This window comes from Synechococcus sp. W55.1, from assembly GCF_047461655.1.
Classification (GTDB): Bacteria; Cyanobacteriota; Cyanobacteriia; order Thermostichales; family Thermostichaceae; genus Thermostichus.
In genome coordinates, this window is sequence record NZ_JANSHN010000027.1 from 22,112 (window position 1) to 40,920 (window position 18,809).

21 protein-coding genes are annotated in these 18,809 nt (G+C 58.6%); 8 read left to right on the top strand and 13 right to left on the bottom strand.

Annotated features, from left to right (window positions below; genetic code table 11):
• Positions 1-4 precede the first annotated feature (4 nt).
• From bcp to raf1, 3 genes are all read left to right on the top strand, one after another.
• The gene (bcp, locus tag NW816_RS12260; RefSeq protein ID WP_011432174.1) at positions 5-469 is read left to right on the top strand and encodes a thioredoxin-dependent thiol peroxidase; all 465 of its coding nucleotides are present in this window, start codon (positions 5-7) and stop codon (positions 467-469) included.
• 126 nt (positions 470-595) lie between these two features.
• Positions 596-2,533: a serine/threonine-protein kinase gene (locus NW816_RS12265; RefSeq protein ID WP_414409343.1), complete on the top strand. Its 1,938-nt coding sequence runs from the start codon at positions 596-598 to the stop codon at positions 2,531-2,533.
• A gap of 164 nt (positions 2,534-2,697) precedes the next feature.
• Positions 2,698-3,825, top strand: a complete 1,128-nt coding sequence (gene raf1 / locus NW816_RS12270; RefSeq protein WP_414409344.1) for a RuBisCO accumulation factor 1 — start codon at positions 2,698-2,700, stop codon at positions 3,823-3,825.
• A gap of 86 nt (positions 3,826-3,911) precedes the next feature.
• On the opposite strand, the gene proB is transcribed toward raf1, so the two are convergent.
• A complete protein-coding gene (gene proB / locus NW816_RS12275; protein WP_414409345.1) occupies positions 3,912-5,027 on the bottom strand; it encodes a glutamate 5-kinase in 1,116 nt (371 codons plus the stop codon).
• A gap of 52 nt (positions 5,028-5,079) precedes the next feature.
• On the opposite strand from proB, the gene psb29 reads away from it, so the two are divergent.
• Complete coding sequence (gene psb29 / locus NW816_RS12280; protein ID WP_414374951.1) at positions 5,080-5,895, top strand: photosystem II biogenesis protein Psp29; 816 nt, start codon at positions 5,080-5,082, stop codon at positions 5,893-5,895.
• A 9-nt stretch (positions 5,896-5,904) separates the two neighbouring features.
• Here psb29 and NW816_RS12285 read toward each other — a convergent pair whose 3' ends face one another.
• Together NW816_RS12285 and NW816_RS12290 are read right to left on the bottom strand one after the other, a co-directional pair.
• Positions 5,905-6,609, bottom strand: coding sequence for an esterase/lipase family protein (locus NW816_RS12285; RefSeq protein WP_414357197.1), 705 nt, complete (start codon positions 6,607-6,609; stop codon positions 5,905-5,907).
• Between the two features lie 3 nt (positions 6,610-6,612).
• Positions 6,613-7,167 (bottom strand): GNAT family N-acetyltransferase, encoded by a 555-nt coding sequence (locus NW816_RS12290; RefSeq protein WP_414357199.1) that lies wholly within the window; start codon positions 7,165-7,167, stop codon positions 6,613-6,615.
• A 167-nt stretch (positions 7,168-7,334) separates the two neighbouring features.
• On the opposite strand from NW816_RS12290, the gene NW816_RS12295 reads away from it, so the two are divergent.
• Positions 7,335-8,054, top strand: coding sequence for a DUF554 domain-containing protein (locus NW816_RS12295; RefSeq protein WP_414409346.1), 720 nt, complete (start codon positions 7,335-7,337; stop codon positions 8,052-8,054).
• A gap of 455 nt (positions 8,055-8,509) precedes the next feature.
• On the opposite strand, the gene psaC is transcribed toward NW816_RS12295, so the two are convergent.
• Complete coding sequence (gene psaC, locus NW816_RS12300; protein WP_414350136.1) at positions 8,510-8,758, bottom strand: photosystem I iron-sulfur center protein PsaC; 249 nt, start codon at positions 8,756-8,758, stop codon at positions 8,510-8,512.
• A 236-nt stretch (positions 8,759-8,994) separates the two neighbouring features.
• Between psaC and NW816_RS12305 the strand changes: the two genes are divergently transcribed.
• Positions 8,995-9,363 (top strand): hypothetical protein, encoded by a 369-nt coding sequence (locus NW816_RS12305; RefSeq protein WP_414357203.1) that lies wholly within the window; start codon positions 8,995-8,997, stop codon positions 9,361-9,363.
• A gap of 26 nt (positions 9,364-9,389) precedes the next feature.
• On the opposite strand, the gene NW816_RS12310 is transcribed toward NW816_RS12305, so the two are convergent.
• The 6 genes from NW816_RS12310 to NW816_RS12335 form a co-directional block, all read right to left on the bottom strand.
• On the bottom strand, positions 9,390-9,752 hold the full coding sequence (locus NW816_RS12310; protein ID WP_414374954.1) for a DUF3493 domain-containing protein: 363 nt from the start codon (positions 9,750-9,752) through the stop codon (positions 9,390-9,392).
• 3 nt (positions 9,753-9,755) lie between these two features.
• On the bottom strand, positions 9,756-10,397 hold the full coding sequence (locus tag NW816_RS12315; RefSeq protein ID WP_414409347.1) for a hypothetical protein: 642 nt from the start codon (positions 10,395-10,397) through the stop codon (positions 9,756-9,758).
• 125 nt (positions 10,398-10,522) lie between these two features.
• On the bottom strand, positions 10,523-11,824 hold the full coding sequence (locus NW816_RS12320) for a gamma-glutamyl phosphate reductase (protein ID WP_414409348.1): 1,302 nt from the start codon (positions 11,822-11,824) through the stop codon (positions 10,523-10,525).
• 137 nt (positions 11,825-11,961) lie between these two features.
• Entirely contained in the window at positions 11,962-12,414 is a 453-nt protein-coding gene (locus tag NW816_RS12325) for a hypothetical protein (protein ID WP_414409349.1), read from the bottom strand.
• A 57-nt stretch (positions 12,415-12,471) separates the two neighbouring features.
• Positions 12,472-13,776, bottom strand: a complete 1,305-nt coding sequence (locus NW816_RS12330) for a mannosyltransferase family protein (protein ID WP_414409350.1) — start codon at positions 13,774-13,776, stop codon at positions 12,472-12,474.
• Positions 13,773-15,212, bottom strand: a complete 1,440-nt coding sequence (locus tag NW816_RS12335; RefSeq protein WP_414409351.1) for an NAD(P)/FAD-dependent oxidoreductase — start codon at positions 15,210-15,212, stop codon at positions 13,773-13,775. The genes NW816_RS12330 and NW816_RS12335 overlap by 4 nt, the downstream gene beginning before the upstream one ends.
• Positions 15,213-15,360: 148 nt before the next feature.
• Here NW816_RS12335 and gshA point away from each other — a divergent pair, with 148 nt between their 5' ends.
• Positions 15,361-16,497 (top strand): glutamate--cysteine ligase, encoded by a 1,137-nt coding sequence (gshA, locus tag NW816_RS12340; protein ID WP_414409352.1) that lies wholly within the window; start codon positions 15,361-15,363, stop codon positions 16,495-16,497.
• Between the two features lie 73 nt (positions 16,498-16,570).
• On the opposite strand, the gene NW816_RS12345 is transcribed toward gshA, so the two are convergent.
• Positions 16,571-17,317, bottom strand: coding sequence for a TVP38/TMEM64 family protein (locus NW816_RS12345; protein ID WP_414409353.1), 747 nt, complete (start codon positions 17,315-17,317; stop codon positions 16,571-16,573).
• A gap of 81 nt (positions 17,318-17,398) precedes the next feature.
• Complete coding sequence (locus NW816_RS12350) at positions 17,399-17,749, bottom strand: phenylpyruvate tautomerase MIF-related protein (RefSeq protein ID WP_414357213.1); 351 nt, start codon at positions 17,747-17,749, stop codon at positions 17,399-17,401.
• Between the two features lie 171 nt (positions 17,750-17,920).
• On the opposite strand from NW816_RS12350, the gene NW816_RS12355 reads away from it, so the two are divergent.
• Positions 17,921-18,304, top strand: a complete 384-nt coding sequence (locus tag NW816_RS12355; RefSeq protein ID WP_414357217.1) for a RidA family protein — start codon at positions 17,921-17,923, stop codon at positions 18,302-18,304.
• 17 nt (positions 18,305-18,321) lie between these two features.
• Here NW816_RS12355 and yidD read toward each other — a convergent pair whose 3' ends face one another.
• Positions 18,322-18,591 (bottom strand): membrane protein insertion efficiency factor YidD, encoded by a 270-nt coding sequence (gene yidD, locus NW816_RS12360; protein ID WP_414409354.1) that lies wholly within the window; start codon positions 18,589-18,591, stop codon positions 18,322-18,324.
• Between the last annotated feature and the right edge of the window lie 218 nt (positions 18,592-18,809).

The window sequence follows — 18,809 nt, forward strand, 5'->3', positions numbered from 1 at the left end:
ACCTATGCCCCTTGCGGTTGGGGATCCGGCTCCGGAGTTCACCCTGCCCGATGCCGAGGGCAATCCCATCAGCTTGAGCCAGTTGCGGGGACAGCGGGTGGTGCTCTATTTTTACCCGCGGGACAACACCCCCGGCTGCACCCAAGAAGCCTGCGGCTTTCGGGATGCCTACGCTGACTATCAAGCCCACGGCATCGCCATCTTGGGGGTGAGCGCCGACGATGCCCGTTCCCACCAAAAATTTGCCCAGAAGCTGCAACTGCCCTTCCCCCTGTTGGTGGATGAGGGGGCCAAGGTGGCCAGGGCTTACGGGGTCTATGGGCCGAAAAAGTTCATGGGCAAAGAGTATAACGGCATTCACCGCACCACTTTTGTTATTGATCCGGAGGGGAAGATCGAGGCCGTTATCACCAAGGTCAAGGTGGAAACCCACGCAGCGGAGCTGCTCAAGCAGTTGACCGGCTCTTAGGCTTTCCGGTGGGAGTTCGGCAGACCTGCTGCTGGGCTCGTTGTTCTGGAACCTGAGCCAAGACGGGAACGAAAAGAGCAAAAAAAGATGTAAAGTGCCGGTATTGATTCCTCGTGGGCTAGGGCCGTGTCCCGACGCAGCCGTACCCTCAAGTCGATTCACGACAGCTACCAAATGTTGGGTTTGGCCGGCCAAGGGCAGTACGGGCGTGTATTCTGTGCCCGTCCCCGTCAAGGAGGAGACCTGGTGGCCCTGAAGGAGCTGCCGGCGGAGCGCTTTCCCACCCAAAATCTGCTGCGGGAGCTGCGCCATCTGCTCACCCTCAACCACCCCAACATTACCCGCTGCTACGCCCTCGAACATGCCCGCGAAGGTCGCTACCTGGTGTTGGAGTACTGCGAGGGAGGCACGCTGCGGGAGCTGATCGACCAGGTGGAGCAAGGGCTGTGGCTGCCGGTCAAGCAGGTTTTGGGCTTTGTGGATCAGATTTTGGCCGGGTTAGATCATGCCCACCGGCAGGGGGTGATCCACTGCGATGTCAAGCCCGAGAACATCCTGCTCAAGCCCACGCCCCAAGGCTGGCAACTGAAGTTGACGGATTTTGGCATCGCCCGTCGCCTGCAGCCTGCTGCCGGCGAGATCACCGCCACCGGATCCCCTGCCTACATGGCCCCGGAGCGGTTTTATGGCCAGTTCAGTCCCGCTTCCGATCTCTACGCGGTGGGGATCATCCTGGTGGAGCTGCTGACGGGCCGACGGCCTTTTTCCGGATCTCCCGGCCAGTTGATGCACGCCCACCTCAACCAGCCGTTTGTCTGTCCAGAAGGGATCCCTGCCCCGCTGCGGGAGGTGCTGGAGATAGCCCTACGCAAGTTGCCCTTGCGGCGGTTCCGCACTGCTGCCCAAATGCGGTCGGCTTTGGCGGTGGTTGCCCAAGAGTGGCAAGAGCCGGCCAGTTGTTGGGTTGGCCCTCGCCTGCCCAGATGGCCGCCCCCTGGGGTACAGGTTTGGGATCTGCCGGATCTGGGCTCTGTTGACACTGGCGGGATGGAGTTCCTGGCCGAGCAAAAGTTCTGCATCTGCGAGGATCCCAGCGGCTCCAGATCCCCGCTGCTGTTGCGGGTGACCCCCCAGAGGCTGGAATGGCTGGAGCTCCAGAACCTTGCCCTGGGATCCCCTGCTTTGGCCCGTTTCCCCCTGGATGAGCCGATTCGGGCGGTGCTGCCCTTGAACACCTTCCCGGAAGCCCTGGCCTTCTCCCGAAGCAGCCTTTTGCACCTCAGCCCCAGCCGCATCCGCACCTTGCTCAGCTTTGAGGAGGATTGGCAGGCCACCTGGCTGGCAGAGCGACAGGAGCTGTTCTGGGCCACCGCCCAAGAGTTGGGGGCAGTACAATGGCAGCCGACAGGAACACAGCCTTTCCCCGATTCCCGCTGCTATTTTCGTTGGCCTTGGCAGGGATCCCTGTCCCGCTTGCTGGCCCTCTCGGAGCATCTGGTTTTGTTGACAGGTGTGGGGCAGCAGTGGGTGGAGATGAGCCTCTTGCCCTATCCCAAGGGACACCATCCCACTGTCGCGACCGGTTGGTCTCTGCAGACGGGATCCCAGCCCGTTCGCCATCGCCTGCCCTTGGATCCCGAAGGGATGGTGATCAGCCTGGGGGAACGGTTGCTCTTCGCGGCAACAGATGGGGGCAAGGAAGGCCAGCAGGATTTCTGCCCCTATCTCGACTCGGTGCAGGTGAATCCGCTGCGGGTGCGCCGCTGGTTTTTGAAAGGTTGGCCTGTCCAGATGGCCAAGGCTCCTTGGGGAGTGCTGCTGTTGTGTCGAGATGGGGAACAATCCACTTCCCTCTGGCTGTATGGTGAAAAAGGGGATCCCTTGGCCCAAGTAGCTGTGCCTAACGGCTCACAGGTGTTGCAGGTGGGCCAAAGGGGCAAGATTTGGCTGCAGGTGCCCAAAGCAGAGAAATCTCACCTGTCTCAGCTTTGGCAATTGGATCTGAACTGCTTGCCGGTGAGTGGACAGCCTTCCCAGGTGATGCTGTGCGACCCAGCGATCTAGAGTTTCGCCAAGGACTCCGTCCCGCTGTCGCGACCGGACTCGGCCAGAACCGCTATCAGCCCTAAGATCAAGTTTGAAGATCAAGTTTGGCCAGATGCCCGGCCAGCTCTGCTGGGCTGTGGACCAGGGGAGTGGTGATCTGTCCAGCCTGTTGGAGAACAAGCATGAGTCAGTATCTGCCGGAACCTGCTGCTGTGGAGGAGGATCCCAGCTTGTTGGTAGAGCGGCTGCGCCGCAAAGAGGGCCGTTGGTTGGATTGGGCCAAAGCATGCCAAACCTTGCAACAACAGAAAATGACCCCGCAGGCCATCTTCGAGGCGACGGGGTTTGAGCCCATTCACCAAAACCAGATCATCGTTGCGGCCCAAGTTTACGAAGGGATAGCCAAAGCAGGAGCCAGCCCAGCAGTTCTGGAGCATTTTGCCCACAAAGGTAGCGATATCCTCTACGAGTTGCGCATTCTCTCTCCACAGGATCGGGTTCGGGTGGCGGAATTTATCTTCAGTCGCCATTTGAATGCCGCTGATGCTCATGAGATCGCCCGCGCCGTGAAAAATTATGCCCAGCTCCAACAGCTTCCGGAAGGGTTTACGGATCACCCCGGCGATGCGGTAGCCTATCAAGCCTGGAGAACGGCCCAGCAAACCCGCGATCTGCAGGAGCGAACTCGCGCTATCGGTCGAGCATTTCAGTATGTCCACAGCGATACAGCCCGCCGGCAGGTGGAGCAGCTTTTGTCTGCAGTTACTGCTGGCTCCCGATCCCAACGTAGCGTTTTGCCCAAGCTGTCGGTGTTTCGCCTGGAAGAAGATCTGCCGCGCCTGCTGCCGGTGGCCGGCTCCCTGCCTCTTGCAACTGCCGCCTGGGAAGGGATCCCCCCCAGCGAGCCGCAAGGGCCCTTTGGCTGGGTCAACAGCCCGGCGGAGCAGACTTGGATGGCCTTGCCTGCTTGGCCGGTGATTCAAAAGGCCGGGGATCCGGTGATCCTTCAGGTGGAAAACCGGCTTTTGGGATCCCTGTTGGGTTTGCCGGTGCCTGCCGGTGAAGAACAGGATCCGGTTTTGCTGGTGGTCGATCGCGCCGCTCGGGTTTGGGAGGGAGCTCAGATGGCGGGATTTTTCCTGGTGGATCGGGCCGGATCCCTGGCGGTGGAGTGGATAGAAGACTCGCCCTCCTCTCCCCTGTTGGGCCAGGTGCTGATGGCCGTGCGCCCCCCGCGGGTTTTCGTTGGCGCTGGCGGTGCGGAGCACTTTGAGGTGCTGGCTCAGGATCCCTGGCAGTTGGAAGAATAGGCGTTGGGATCCCGCCGTTGTAGCCATTCGTGCTAGTGGTGCAGAGCACCGCGCCTGGACTCGCCCCCATGGCCTCACCCATGGCCTCAATTGAGCAAGGCCAAGTTATCCCGGTGGACGGCAGTATCAACCCCTTCGTAGCCCAGGATGCGGGGAATCTCGGCGGTTTTTTTGCCCTTAATCTGCCGCAGCTCCTCGGCGCTGTAGTTCACCAGGCCCCGCGCCACCTCCTGGCCGCTGGGATCGCACAGGCGCACGGCAGCCCCCGCCTCAAACTCCCCAGAAATGGCTGTGATCCCTGCCGGCAACAGCGAGCGCCCTTGCTCGCACACCGCTCGTACCGCCCCCTCATCCAAAGTCAAAGATCCCTCGGGGATGAGGCCGTAGGCAATCCATCGCTTGCGGGCGCTGGCGGGCTGAGGAGCCGGATCAAAGCGGGTGCCGATGGCCTCGCCGGCCAGAATTGCCGGGATCTGCTCAGGCCGTTTGCCATTGGTGATCACCACCGTTACCCCTGCAGCTGTAGCAATTTGAGCAGCGGTCAGTTTGGTGGCCATGCCGCCGGTGCCCCAGCCGCTTTTCCCCTGGGCTTCGGCCTTCACCTGTAGCGGGATCCCGGGCAACACCCGCTCGATGGGCTCAGCGGAAGGATCTCGGTTGGGGTCAGCCGAATAGAGCTTGTCCACATCGGTGAGCAGGATGAGCCACTTGGCCTGCACCATGCTGGCCACCAACGCCGAAAGCGAGTCGTTGTCACCAAACTTCAACTCTTCCACCGCCACCGTGTCGTTTTCGTTGACGATGGGAATAACCCCCATCTGCAGCAATTGGGCAAACGTGCGATTGGCGTTCACGTAGCGGTTGCGCTCCACCAGATCGCCACGGGTGAGCAGCACTTGGGCAATCGGCTGGTTCAGAGCCGAGAAGAGGTCATCGTAAAGGCGGATCAGCCGCCCCTGTCCCACCGCAGCCACCGCCTGCTTTTCGGCAATGGCCGTCGGTCGTTGCCGCCAGCCAAGGCGAGCACAGCCCACCCCCACCGCCCCGGAGGAGACCAAGATCACCGCGTATCCCTGCCGGCGCAGGTGAGTCAGCACCTCCACCAGCGGCCCCAATACGGAAAGACGCAACGAGCCGGTCTGAGTATCTGTCAGGCTAGAGGTGCCGATCTTCACCACCACCGTCACGTCTGTTGTTGCCATCGCCTCCCTCAACCCATCTTCCCACCCATCTATTCACCATAGCGGAGCCAAGATGCGGCTGTATTGGTCGTCGCTTGCCCTCAGGGTCACCACAGGCGAGAATAGAACAGAGAAAGCCGTCCTCAAGCTCACCTTTTTTTGTCTGCCTGTGAATCCTGTTCGCACCCTCTCCGCCACCAAAGCGGCCTTTTTCAGCGCCTACCCTCGCCCGATCAACGCCGTCTATCGCCGGGTGGTGGAGGAGTTGTTGGTCGAGCTGCACCTGACCACCGTCAACAGCACCTTCATCTACGATCCGTTTTTTGCCTTGGGGATGGTCACCCTCTACGACGGGCTGATGGAAGCCTACCAACCCCCCGAACAGCGAGAAGCCATTTTCAACGCCCTCTGTAAGGCTTTGCACCTCAAGCCGGAGGTGTTGCGCAAGAATGCCCGCGATCTGCTGGAGTTGATGCGCAGCGGGGATCCCCGTCAGAGACTGGATCTCCTTTGCCTCAAGCCAGAGGCGGAAGATGTGGGCGGGTTGAAAGCCATTTTGGAGCGCATGACTCAGCCGCCCTATGCCTACAGCCGGGTCTTGGCTGTTGGCCTTTATACAGCCTATGAAGCCGTGGCCAAGTCCCTTTACAAAGAAGCGGAAGAGCGCACCCGCCGCTTTTTGGAGGATGTGGTGGGCAAGCTGCCCTTTTCGGCAGAGCGGGTGAAAAAGGATCTGGAGCTCTATCGGAGTAGTTTGGATCGCATGAAGCAGGCGCGGGCTGTGGTCGAGGAGATGGTGAAAGCCGCCCGACGCCAGCAGGAACGCCGCCAATCCGCCGCCTCTTTGCCCGAGACTTCCCTTGCCGACCCGAGCGAGCCCAGCAGCTAAAGGCAGGCCCTAAGCCAAATACCGAGCCCAGGTTTCCACCACCTCGGGGGATCCATACCAGCGCCGTCCACCCCGACCGGAATGGTAACAGTCGGGCAGGGTGAGATTGACAGCCCCCTGCAAGTGGGCAGCCTCGATGGGGATAATGCCATCGCCCCACAATTCCCCCTGTCCAGCCGTGAGCCAATAGCTGTTGTAGGCCAGCCAAGCCAGATAATCCTCCTGTCGCCACAGGGATCCCAGGCCCAAGCGCCGCCCCTGAATGGCTCTGCCCGCCACGCACACATAGTTCACCTCGGGCCAAAAGGCCCCCGGATAGTGGGTGTTGACAAAGTCCAAATTGCGCTTCGTCCAGCGCTCCCGGCTGATGTGAGGGGATCCCAGGCTGATCAGCGTAGCGACGTGCTCCCGCCCCTGCCACACCTGTCCCCCGTAAGGCACGGATCCCAGGTAGATGCGGGCAATCCAGCCGCCGGCGGAGTGGGCCACCAGGTTAACCCGGTCAACCCCAAACTCAGCGCAGGTCTTTTGGATGGCCTCTCGCAGCGCCCACAGGATGGGAGTGACGGGCCTTCCCCCCAGCGTGGGAAACCAACTGCGCACCCGTAACGGCACCACCCGTGCCGCATAGCCGCGGGCTTCCAGCTCTTGACGCAAGGGCTCATACTCCGACGCGCCCGCCAGATAACCGGGCAAAATCACCAGAGGAGCCATACGCTAGCGGGGATACCAGAACATGCCTTTGATCCCCTCGGGGTCGGGGGTGAAGCCCAGCCGCTCGTAAAAGCTGACCACCCCTTGATCGGCAAAAAGGGTGATGTTGCTGATGTCTTGGGCGCGCAGCTCTTGGATCACCTTTTCCATCAGCCGCTTGCCCAGACCCTTGCCCTGGAAATCGGGATGAACCACCACGTCCCAAATGGTGGCATTGAAGGCGTGGTCGGACGTTGCCCGGGCAAAGCCGATGAGGCGACGATAGCTGCCCCGCTGCTGCCACATCGACACCACCAAAAAGCTGTGCTGCAGGGCTTTTCTCACCTTGGGAATGGGACGACGCGACCATCCCACCGCATCGCAGAGCTCCTCCAGCTCGTACAGATCCAAGTTGGGATCCAAGCTGAACAGGATGGACTCGCCCTGTACCGCCACCACTTCCTGACGGTCGCGACTGCGCTGCGCGGCAACATGACCAGCTTTGGCCGTCGTTTTTTGCGCCAACTCTTTCGTCGAAGCGGCCCCTGCTGCCCCGAACAGGCCCTTCCAAAAGCTCATCGGATGTCTTCGTGGAGTGAAAGCCCCCATCTGATCAGGTAGGCGTGTCCTCAGTATAGCCAGGATTGGCAGCGGGAATAGCTGAATCTGCATAGGTGCTTCCGCGCAGGCTTGGGACAGGTCTTTATCGGAAACTGAGAGTGGAAAGTCTGGGCGCTAAAAAGTCTATGGCTCCTCCCGGCACCGGCACTCTCGTCAATACCCTCGCCATCTTGGCGGGGAGCGGCCTTGGTTGGGGAGTAGGTAGCCGCCTGCCCCAGCGAATGAGCCAAACCCTTTTGCAAGCCATGGGATCCCTGGTGCTGGTCTTAGGGATCCAAATGGCCCTCACCCTCGGCAGTGCCGCCCAAGCGGTAACGGTTTTGGTTGCTCTGATGTCAGGAGCTGTGCTGGGGGAGTGGATTGACATCGAGGCTGCTTTTGAGCGGATTGGCCAGGCCCTGGAAAAGCAGGTAAGCCGTTGGCTGGGCCCCAACCCGATTACCCATGCCTTCGTCACCACCAGCATCCTGTTTGTGGTCGGCCCCATGACCCTGCTGGGATCCATCCAGGATGGATTGGGGGATCCCTCGCTGTTGTTGGTGAAAGCCGCTTTGGACGGGATCGCCACCCTCGCCTTCACCGCCAGCCTTGGCTGGGGCACCCTATTTTCTGCGGTGCCGGTGCTCCTGGTTCAGGGGGGAGTGGCTTTGTTGGCGCGGCAGTTGCAGCCTCTGTTGCGCCCAGACCTGATCGCTGCCTTGGAGGCCACCGGTGGGATCCTGATCTTGGGCATTGGCCTCAACCTGCTCGGCCTGGCCCGCCTGCGGGTGGCCAACTTGCTACCGGCTTTGGTGATCGTGGAGCTGCTGGTGGGGTTTTTCCCCGTTTGGGATCTCCACTTCTAGGTTTCCAGGTCGGTTGGGAGGTAGAAAGGGTCAGAAACCGCTTAATGGCCGGCGGTTAACTGGGATCCAATCTCTGATGACCCCCGATAGTCTGAAAGAGCTACTCAACCACACCACCAGAGAACAGTTGGTGCAGGAAGCCCTACGAGCGGAACGTTCCAAAAGCTACTTGGCTTTTCAAATGCTTTCGAATTTGCTTTCTATGAATCCCCCCGAAGGGGGGACTTGCGGACAGCAGGCGTTAGGCAAGAGCGGTTGACTACCCCGCCGCTACAGGCAGCATAGTGCAAAGCCGCCCTGGAAGGACGGGGCTTTAAACCCAGTTTTTTGGTTAAGCTTGATGACGACTCTTTCCCAGGCATCAATGCCGGGGCTTGCACGCCAAACTCTCGGTGAAGCTTTTGCCAGTAATTTATAGGCAATTGCAAATCAGGATGCAACCAGCCCCCAGCAACTCAGTAGGCCAAGCCCATGCTGCGGGTGGTTTCGGGGCCAAGGTAGACCCGGATGCTCAGGAAGTCGGTAGGGCAAGCGGTTTCACAGCGTTTGCAGCCAACACAGTCTTCGGTGCGGGGGGCAGCCGCGATCATCCCAGCTTTGTTTTTTCCCTTCCAGGGCACCATCTCCAACACGTCGGTGGGACAAGCCCGCACACACTGAGTGCAGCCGATGCAGGTGTCGTAGATCTTGACCGAGTGAGCCATTAGCGTTCTCCAGTCGAGCAGGTTGAAAAGTTAAAAAAGGTTTACCGAATCGGCATGGCAGCAACATCGCTGCGCCAGTGCCCTCAGTGTACTGTAGTCCTGGGAAGCCTCCAAAATCTCCGATCCAAATGTTCAAACAAATTTACATCCGGTGGGGTCGTCCTCTGAGCTGATGGGAAGGTTGCTAGGGTTGGGCTAGGATCGGCCTGAAGATCACAGGACAAGGGATCCTGAACATGGGGCGTTCGGTGCAGGATTGGCGAAGGCAAACTCAGGGCAATCTGCGTCGTCTGGGGCCGATTTTGCTGGAGATCTTCGAGGAGAACAGGCCTCGCCTGCGCCAATGGGATCAGCAGCTCACCGATTGGGTGCGCAGCCGCCGCTGGGGGGTGGATCCGTCTCTGCCCAAGGTGGCTATCTATGTCCTGGGCGCAGTGGTGATCCTGGCGATCCCACTTCTCACGTTTGTGGCTTTGGGGGCCTTTCTGACCTTTCTGGGTGTCCAAATTGTCCAAAAGTGGTCACAAGGGGATCCCGCTCGCCAAACTCAGCGCCGCTATCTGCGCAGTGCTGACGCGGATGATGATGACTTTGATCTGGATTGAGAAAGGGGCTGCGGGGAATGGGCGGGCTAACTGTCCGCCGACCGTTGGGGCTCCTGGGAGTCTTGCTGCATGCCCAAGCGTTGTTTGACCTGTCTGATCACCTTCTGGTGAGAGCGGTTTTCCAGCCTGTTTAGGCCGATGGCGCCGGCCAGGATCCCCAACTGCAAGGCCAAGCTGGGCAAGGTGGTGCTTAAGTCTCGCCCCGCCAGGGCCTGAAAGAAAAACACAAACGCCCCAATGGTGGCCGAGAAGCCCGCTGCCAGGTAGATGAAGCGCCGCAAGCTGCGATAGGGAGCGGCCAGCTCCGTCAAGAGCCTCACTTGCTCCGCTGAAGAGGGATCCCGCCGCTGCGACAGGGGCGATCTTGGCTTGGGATCGGAGTCTGCCATTGGCTACACCTCCTCAGGCAACAAGAGGGGCTCCCGACCGGAAACCCCCGCCAAGACGGCTTCAGCAGCACGGCAGGCGGCCAGAATATCTCGCTCTTCCCCTCCCAAGTACACGCGGCCAAAGCTACCGAAAGGCATCACCTCCAGGATGTTGATCTGGGCAGATTTTTCTGCCTCGTTGGCAGCCAGGGGGGCATAGCCTGCCGGTTGCACCTCCAGGATATAGAGGGTTTGGCCGGCCAGGAGCATTTGGCCACGGCGGGAACGGTTAATCAACTGGGTTTGGTGGGGATCAATGTTGCGGATGATCTGGCTGGAGATGATGCGTGGTTTGAGGCGCTCCTGTTCGCTCACCCCCAAGGCAGACAAAATGGCGCGGCCAGCCGTGCGGGTGTCCCCTTGGTTGCTGGAGTGTACCTCCAAAAGGCCGTAGAGCCGCTCCACCACCTGCAGCCCCGGCCTAACGGAAGTGGCCTTGAGCGCCACATCCATGACGCGGTTGATCTCAATGCCGGGAGAGATCTCGATCCACAGGGAAGTGTCCCCGGGCAGGGGCAAAAAGCCGTAGGCCACTGTGCCCAGATAAGCGGCATACTGGGGCTGCAGCCGATCCAAAAACACGTAACTGCGAAGGTCGATCCCCAAAAAAGTCCTCCCTTTGGGCTCGGTTGGATGGTGAGCTGATGTCGATCTATTCTTTACTATTCTTATTCTTCTCCAGCCTCATCGCAGCTCTTGGGTCCTTGGGCGGGCCGACCAACCTTCCAGCTCTACAGGTCACCCTGAGCCACCACCTTCACCGTTGTCAAAGCTTCCACGTCGATGGGCCCGCGCACGTGCAGCCGCTGAGTAGAAATGCCCAAAGACAGGTCGCGAAACGCTCCCAACGTGGGGATCCCAGCTCCCCGACCTGCTGAGAGGGGGGAAGTGTTGATGTGGATCAGGGCGGCATCCACCTCTTGGAGAAAGCGTTGGGCCGCCGATTGGCTATCGGTGAGGATCGTCTCCGATTGACGGCAACCATTTTTGTTGATCCAGGCGATCGCCTCCGTCAGGTCGGCAATGGGCTGCAGGCGCAGATGAGGTCGTTCTGTCGAGTCAAAGCCTTCCCCAAGCGGCTGGAGCTGCGGGAACTGCTCTAGGATGGGTGCTGCTGCCTGTACAGCGATCCCGTGACCCAGCAAGTCCTCCACCAAGGCGGTCAGATGGTTGGCGGCCCAATCGGTGTGGATCAGCAGCCAAAGGGTGAGGGGCTGATAGATAGGGATCCCTTCTGAGCCGTACTGGGCCAGGGGATCCAACAAAGCCGATTTGACCAAGGGCCAAGGGGCAGTGCGATCCAGATAGATGTGGCCGTAGCCCAAATGGGTGGCCAGAGTCGGCACTTTGCTGGCCTGCAACAGGAACTCCACCCATCCGGGGCGACCGCAGGGAATCACCAGGTCTAGGTAGCGGGTTTGCTGTAACAACGGCAATAGTGGGGAATCTACTTGGGGATCTGCGGTTCGGTCTTGGGCGGGCAAGGTTTGAATGGCCCCTTCCGGGATCCCGTGCTCATAAGCCGTCTCTGCCAACAGGTTGACCATAGCCTGGTGAGTTTTCTGGATGGGACCGCTGCTGGCCAAAATCACGCCGTTTCCCGCTTTTAAGCACATGCCAATGCCATTTAGGGCAAACTCGGGGTAGATTTCATAGACCAGAGCGATCAACCCCAATGGAACGCGGTAGCGGCCAATAAACAGGCCGTTCTCCTGGCGGTACCCCTTCTCCAGCTTGCCAATGGGATCCGGCTGCTGGGCCAGGAGAGTCAGCAACTGGGCGGATCGCTGTAGGCGCTCGGGGGTGAGCTTCAGGCCGTTGAGGATCCACTCCGGTACGGTTTGCTCGCGGCAACTTTCCAGGTCAAGGGTATTGGCTTCCAGCAGCAGATCGGAGCGCTCCAGCAAACACCGCGAGAGAGCCAGCAGGGCCTGGCGCTTGATTTGGCTGCTCAACCGCTGCAGTTGGGGTAGCAAACGGCGTACCTGTCGCAGAGTGGTACCTAAGTCAAAGTCTGAACCGAAATCTGTCACTTGAACTTCTCCCGCCTAGCCCATTAGAGACAGACCCGCTGCGTTCTCCAGACCACTGCTAACAAGAAATGGTTGGATCCACAAGTGCTGGGGCTGCCAATTCTGGAGACCAGTCGCTGGAGAAAATCTCACTCACCTCAGGGCCGCCGCAGCAGCAGGATCGCCGTTACCATCAGCAGCGTTAGCAACAAGCCGAGAATCATGAACCAACTGAGCAACTGGGTTTGGGTCGGGAAGAGCACCGCGCCGATAAACCCAATCACCAAAACGATGCCCAAGCTGAGGGTGAGGCCCAAGAGCGCGGATCCCTGTAGGGTGTTTTCCCGCCGCAACACCCATTGGTAGCCGTTCCAGAACCACATTTTGCGATAGGGATAAGAAACGGCCAGTTGCTCGATGTACAGGCGGTCGGGGGTAATGGCAAAAATATGCTGGCAACGGCTACACCCAAAGGCTTCGGTTAGGGTGATCAGGCGCAACTGACCTTGATGGCAGCACGGGCAGGGGTAAATTTTGGCGGGCTCAAGGGTCTGAGCGACACGCGGGGCTGAGTTTTGACGGGGAGACTTGCGGGGAGAAGAGAAGGCCACAGCTCTCAGCCGGTGAGAAGTTGGGATCCCTCACATCCTATCCCCAGCCAAGCCGGTTCAAGCTACCCAAAGATGTTGGGCGTAGCGCCAAGTGAGGATTTGGTTTAGGGCAAAAAAAATGAAAGCCAGCAGCCCATATCCCAGCTTCAAGGCGACACCAAGATAGGGCCGCATCCGCTGGGGGATGAAGCTGAAATCGGTGTGTTTGGCCCAATGCACCAACGCCAGCACCTGCACGATGTGAACCGGCAGGCAATAGCGGCTCATGCTTCGCTGGCCCAGGGAACTCATGGCAGCCGCAGCGATGTAAAACATGGCCCAAGCAGCCAGGTGAAATCCCAACCGCTCCCGCCAACATTGGCTTTTACCCACCATAACTCCTGCCGCATCCATCAAGTCTGTAACAAGCAGGGATCCCAAGGTGAGAGGGACAAACAGTTGACTGGCAGAAATTCCCCATCCTCCATCTCTCAAAGCAGCAGAAGAAGAGAATAGGGACTGCCAATAGCCAGGGGAAAAGAGGTGGGTATAAGTGTGAGCTTGAAGAATGGCCAGGTAATTGGGAGAACTGGGGCCAAGATAGGACTGCATTTCCATGTAGAGATCCCAGCGGCCAAAGCGAAGCTGACAATAGAGGAAAAAGCCCAGGCCACCCAACAGAGCCAAGCTCACTACAATACCTGTCCAAAACCAACAGCGGAATCCAGCTCTCTTCACCGGATTCAAAAGATTCAGAAAAGGGATCAATGCCAGCGGCAAACCCAAAATACGAGTAGCACTCATAGCGAGGCCGTGGATCCCAGCTAAGAGCATTCGCCGAGGGGAGTCCAAATAAACTGACCAGTAGAAAAAGCCCAACAGGCTGGCCATAAACAAAGATTCGCTGTAGCCTACGCACAGATAGAAGCTGGTGGGATAGATGAAAATAATCAAGCTCGCCAAAATTTGCCAGAGCGGGGAGACTTGCCACCTGCGGTAAAACAGGAAAAGGTAAACCCACATCAGCCAGCAAAAGAGCTGAGCAGTTAGGTAAAGCCCCAGTTCAGGGTCAACTCTCAAAAGGCGGCTGATTCCGGCCACCGCCAGGGGATAGCCGGGGAAAAAAGCCACGTTGCTCTGCTCATAGGCAATCTTGTCAAAGCCCACAAACTGGTACCCTCGCCGCGTGATGCCGAGATACCAATGGCTATCCCACTGAGTTAGGCCCTTGAAGATGGAAACATAATCGCTCTCCTCACTCCAGAGGGAGATCATAAAGATCTGCAGCACTGTCAAGGCCAAACTGGGCAACAAGATTTGCCCTAAGAAAGGGGCAAGGTACTGCCGACCTCGCTGCAACAGATGACTGAGAGGAAAGCTCATCGCTGAATCGTTAAGGGTGAAGATGGCACTTTGATTTCTTCTTGGTAATCGTCGTCGGAGTTCACCTGCCAGAGATTGTGACTACCGGGTCGGAGAATGTTCTCAGCCGCCAGCAAGCCCATCAGTAAACTGTGATCTTGGTTGTTGTATTTAAATGAGCCGTAGCGGCCCACCACTTGTAGATTTTCAAACTGGCTGAGATACTCCTGCAAAATGGCTAAATCTTCTTTATAGCTACCGGTATAGATGGGATAAGTGCGGGGCAGGCGCACCACAAAGCCACTGTAGATCTTTTGATCGTGAAGCAGGCCAATTTGACGCAGCTCCTTCTCGGCCAAAGCCAGCAATTCCTCCTCAGGAGCTTGCCACAAGGGATCCCCAAAGTTGCACCAATACTCACAGCACAAGGGGGTTTGCTCTTGGTTGGGCAACATGGCCGGAGACCAATTGGCGAAGTTGGTCACCCGTCCCACCCCCACCGTTGGATCGTTGATATACAGCCAGTTATCGGGGAAGAGCTGGGATCCCTGCACAATCAAGTAAACCAAGACAGTATTGCGAAATCTGAGATTGCGGGCTGCCTGCAGCACTTGGGGGGGAGGCAATTTCCGCAGGCTCTGCACCAACACCGTCAGAGGGATCGAGGAAATGACGTGGGAGGGGGAGACCCAAGTTTCACTTCCATCCTGAAGATTGCGCAGTTGCAGCTCGACAACTTGGGATCCCCGATGTCTGAGGGTGACTACTTCTGTGTTGAGCAGGACTTTTTGTCCCTCGGCAAGCAAATACTCCTGCATTTTTTCATAGAGCTGCCCGGATCCCAGACGAGGAAACTGAAACTGGTCGATCAGAGACTTGGCCAAGCTTCGATTCCACCCCAAGGCCTTTTGGATGGCTTGCCCAAGGCTGAGACCTTTGATGCGCTGGGCAGCCCAATCAGCACTGATCTCGGTACAAGGGATCCCCCAAAGCTTTTCCGTATATCCTTCAAAGAACATTTGAAAGAGTCGGGTGCCGAACTTGCCTTTGACCCAGTCGGCAAAGTTCTGGGGAGCTGGTCGCGGAATTAATTGTGCCCAGAGATAGGAAAGGACAATGTGCAGGCTTTCCCACCAACCCACTTTGCGCAGGACTTCCCAGGCCTGAATGGGGTACTGAAAATACTGCTTGCGGTAATAGATGCGGGTGAGCCGTCGGACGGTTACTTGCTCGGATTCCAAAACCTGATTCCACAACTCTCGCACCGGCAGGATTTTAGTGAAAAAACGGTGCGGGCCATAGTCCAAGATAAACCCCTGATACTGAATACTTTTGGCCAAACCCCCGACCTTCTCCTCTCGTTCTACCACCACTACGGAAAAACCCAGTTGGTTCAAGCGATAGGCAGCCGCCATGCCTGCCGGCCCCGCTCCCAGGATGTAGATGGGATCCCCCACTCTGTCTCTTCCCGAAACTGCTTTACAGGGACATCCTAAAACAGGTCGAGAAACTTCCCTACCATCGGCCAATTCCCTGCCAAACCCCAGGACAATGAGGGGAGAAGAGAAAGGTTAGACTGGTGAGGCTGCGGCTGGAGGCTGGCCTGTGCTGTTGACCAAGGGCTTTGAGGTGGAAATGTACACCGGCACCGCCGCCGGGGAAGTGGTGGGTCTATCGGATCGCATTTGCCAAGCTTTGCCGGGGTTTGTGCGGGAGCCGGATCGGCGCAATGTGGAGTACATCACCCCCCCTCTCCGCCGCTACGAAGACCTGCTCTGCGCTCTGCTGCGACCTCGCCTGCAGTTGCGGCAATTTTTGCGCCGTCTTGGCCCTTACACCCTTCTGCCGGGGAGTACGCTGGCTTTGGGCGGCAGCGATCACTTCGAGCGGTCGGATCCCGGCAACCCCTACCACGACTACATCGAACGCACCTACGGCACGCGGGTGGTAACCGCCAGCATTCACATCAATGTCGGCCTGCCGGATACCGAGGCTATCTTCCGGGCTTGCCGACTGTTGCGGGTGGAAGCATCTCTCTACCTGGCCCTGAGCGCTTCCTCCCCTTTTCTGGACGGACGGGTGACGGGATCCCACTCCAGCCGTTGGCAGGTGTTCCCCAAAACGCCGGCCCAGGTGCCCTTCTTCCGGGATCATGCCCACTACATCGCCTGGATCCAGGAGCAGCTAGCCCTGGGCACCATGCAGAATGTGCGCCACCTCTGGGCTTCGGTACGGCCCAACGGCCCGGATCGGCCCTACCATCTCAACCGGGTGGAGCTGCGCATTTGCGATCTGGTGGGGGATCCGGTGATGGTTCTGGCGATTACCGCCTTGGTGGAAGCCCGTCTCTGGCAGTTGCTGGCCCAGCCGGAAGCGCTGGATCCCTTGCGGGGGCCCTTTACCCCGACAGAGCTGGAGAGCCTTTGCGAGGCCAACGAGCAGGCTGCTGCCCGAGAATCGCTGCAATCTCGTTTGGTCGATTGGCAGACAGGCCGGGAACGGGCGGCCCAAGAGTGGATCGAAGAGCTGCTGACCGAAGCTTGGCGCATTGGCCAACCTCAAGGCTTAGGCTGTTTTCTAGCTCCCTTGCAAACCCTGCTCCACCAGGGCAATGAGGCCCAACGCTGGCTGAAACAAGTCAACCAGGGATCCACGCCTGCCCAAGTGTACCAACAGGCCATCCAGGAGCTGGCCGAACAAGACCGAGAGAGGCAGGAAACCCTCTGCCAAGTTGTTGGCTAAGCCTCTGCCCAACGGTGAGTGTTCTCAACCCGGTGCCTTCCACACGCTGAATCTTCGACCCAACTTAAATCCCCTAAACAGGCTCCACCGCTTCTTGTAGGGCTTGGCGGGCAACGCGAGTGACGTAGAGGGTAGCAGCTACGGTGGCGATGAGCCCCACGAGGCGAACGACCCATTGGGCGGTTTGAGCCTGAGGATCCAACTCCCTGCCTTCCATGTTGGCCAGGGATCCCGCCAATGAGCCGATGTACACATACATAAAAGTGCCCGGCACGATCCCGGCAGTGCCCAACAAGTTATCCAGAAAAGAAATTCGGGTCAGCCCTAGGGCGTAGTTGAGCACATTGAAGGGAAACGCAGGCGACAGCCGAATCAGGCTGACTATTTTCCATCCCTCACGTCCCACTGCTCGGTCGATGGCCGCAAACTTGGCATTTCCCTCAATCCATTTCGCCACCTGTTCCCGCGCCAAGTAGCGCCCGATGAAAAAGGCCAAATTCGCTCCAATGGTTGCCCCGATTAGCACATACACAGTTCCGGCCACCACCCCGAACACAGCTCCTGCCCCCAAGGTCAGCACCGAAGCCGGTAAAAGCAGCACCGTCGCCACAATGTAAATGGCAATGAAGAGGATCGGCCCCAGCGGCCCCAAGCTTTCCATCCAAGCCAGAGCCCCGGTGAGCCAGTCTTGAATAACCCCAAAAAATCCCAATCGATGTGCTGCCCAAAAGATAAAGATGGCCGAGCCCAAAACCGCAGCAAGCTTGAGCAAAATCCGCTGCTTTTGAGGGTTTGTGCTGGGTTGAGGCAGCTCTTCCATTGGCCAAACTCCTAGTAAAGTGCCTGTGAGGTGAGCTGGAGCAAGCTGGAGTAAACAGCTCTCAGAGTGGGGGAAGCATCTTTACCCGAAAGTCGTGCCATTCCATCCCCAAAGATAGCCTTTGGCATCGCTGAACTCAATGTAAATCCTCTTCTTGGGGATCCCCAATCGGGCCTCGATGGTGCCACAAAAAAACTCGCTCATGGCCCGGGTTTGTTGGGCGGAAAATTGCCCGATACTCTTGATTTCCACGTAGCAACAGGGATCCCCACTGCCGGCAAAGGTCATCGGGATCCCACCTTCAAAGGCAGTCATCACGTAGGCTTCCGACTTGCCCAACTGTTCAGATAGAGCAGCAGACAGCACCTTGAGCAGTTCCCCTACCGCGGCGGCTTCTGGTTGCACAGACGTTTGCAGCTTGATCAACGGCATGGATCCCTCTCCCTCTCAACGAGTTCATCTTGGCATTCTTGGCCCCGCTTTTTGGCGATCCACCTGTGGTAGCGTAGCGACAGAGTTGGGCAAACCTCTATGGAGCAGACGAAGCCGGCCCAGCCAGAGATCGGCCACTACCGGGATCGGCCTGGGCCATGTCTTTGTGGCGTGCAAACCGAAGCTGCCCCCGCTCCTGTCGGCCCCTACAGCCAGGGTGTTGCTGCTCTGGGGCCATTCCTGTTTACTGCCGGGCAGGTGGGCCTGGATCCCAAAACCGGCAAACTGGTGGGGGAGGACATTGTTTCTCAAACTCGGCAGGCATTGCTGAACGTGCAGGCGGTGCTGGAAGCGGGGGGCACCACTCTCTCCCAGGTGGTGAAGACAACGGTTTTCCTGGCCGATATGGAGGATTTTGCGGCCATGAACGAGGTTTATCGAGAGTTTTTTGCCACCGATCCGGCTCCGGCCCGCTCTTGCGTGCAGGTGGCTCGCCTGCCCCTCAATGCCCGAGTAGAAATCGAGGTTGTGGCCTGCTACCCACAATCGACCTAAATGTCTCCTGAGTCCGGCTAGCGGAATGGTTTCTGGGTCGGCGCGGATCCCGGCAAATCGGGAACCGGATCGTAGCCCCCTGGGTGCCAGGGATGACAGCGACAGAGGCGACGGATCCCCAGCCAACCCCCTCGTAGGGCACCGTAGCGCCGCACCGCTTCCAAGGTGTACTGAGAGCAGGTGGGGTAATAGCGACAAGCAGGTGGCAGCCAAGGAGAAATGCCGACCTGGTAACCCCGGATCAGGGCAATCAAGCTGCGGGTGAGGGGATCCGATTGTTCGGGCATGGGTCGGAGTCCAAAAAGCGCATCGCTACTTCAAGGTCATCTGGAACGTACCGGCGATCTCTATTGTCAATCCTTGCAGTTACCAAGAAAACTGGGTTTAAAGCCCCGCCCTAAGGCCTACGGCCCGCTGACGCGACAAGAGCGGCTTTTATCTTGCTAGACCTTTGATAAAGTAGGCTCATGCGCGTCCTCGAAGCCAAGCTCCTCAACGGCACAGC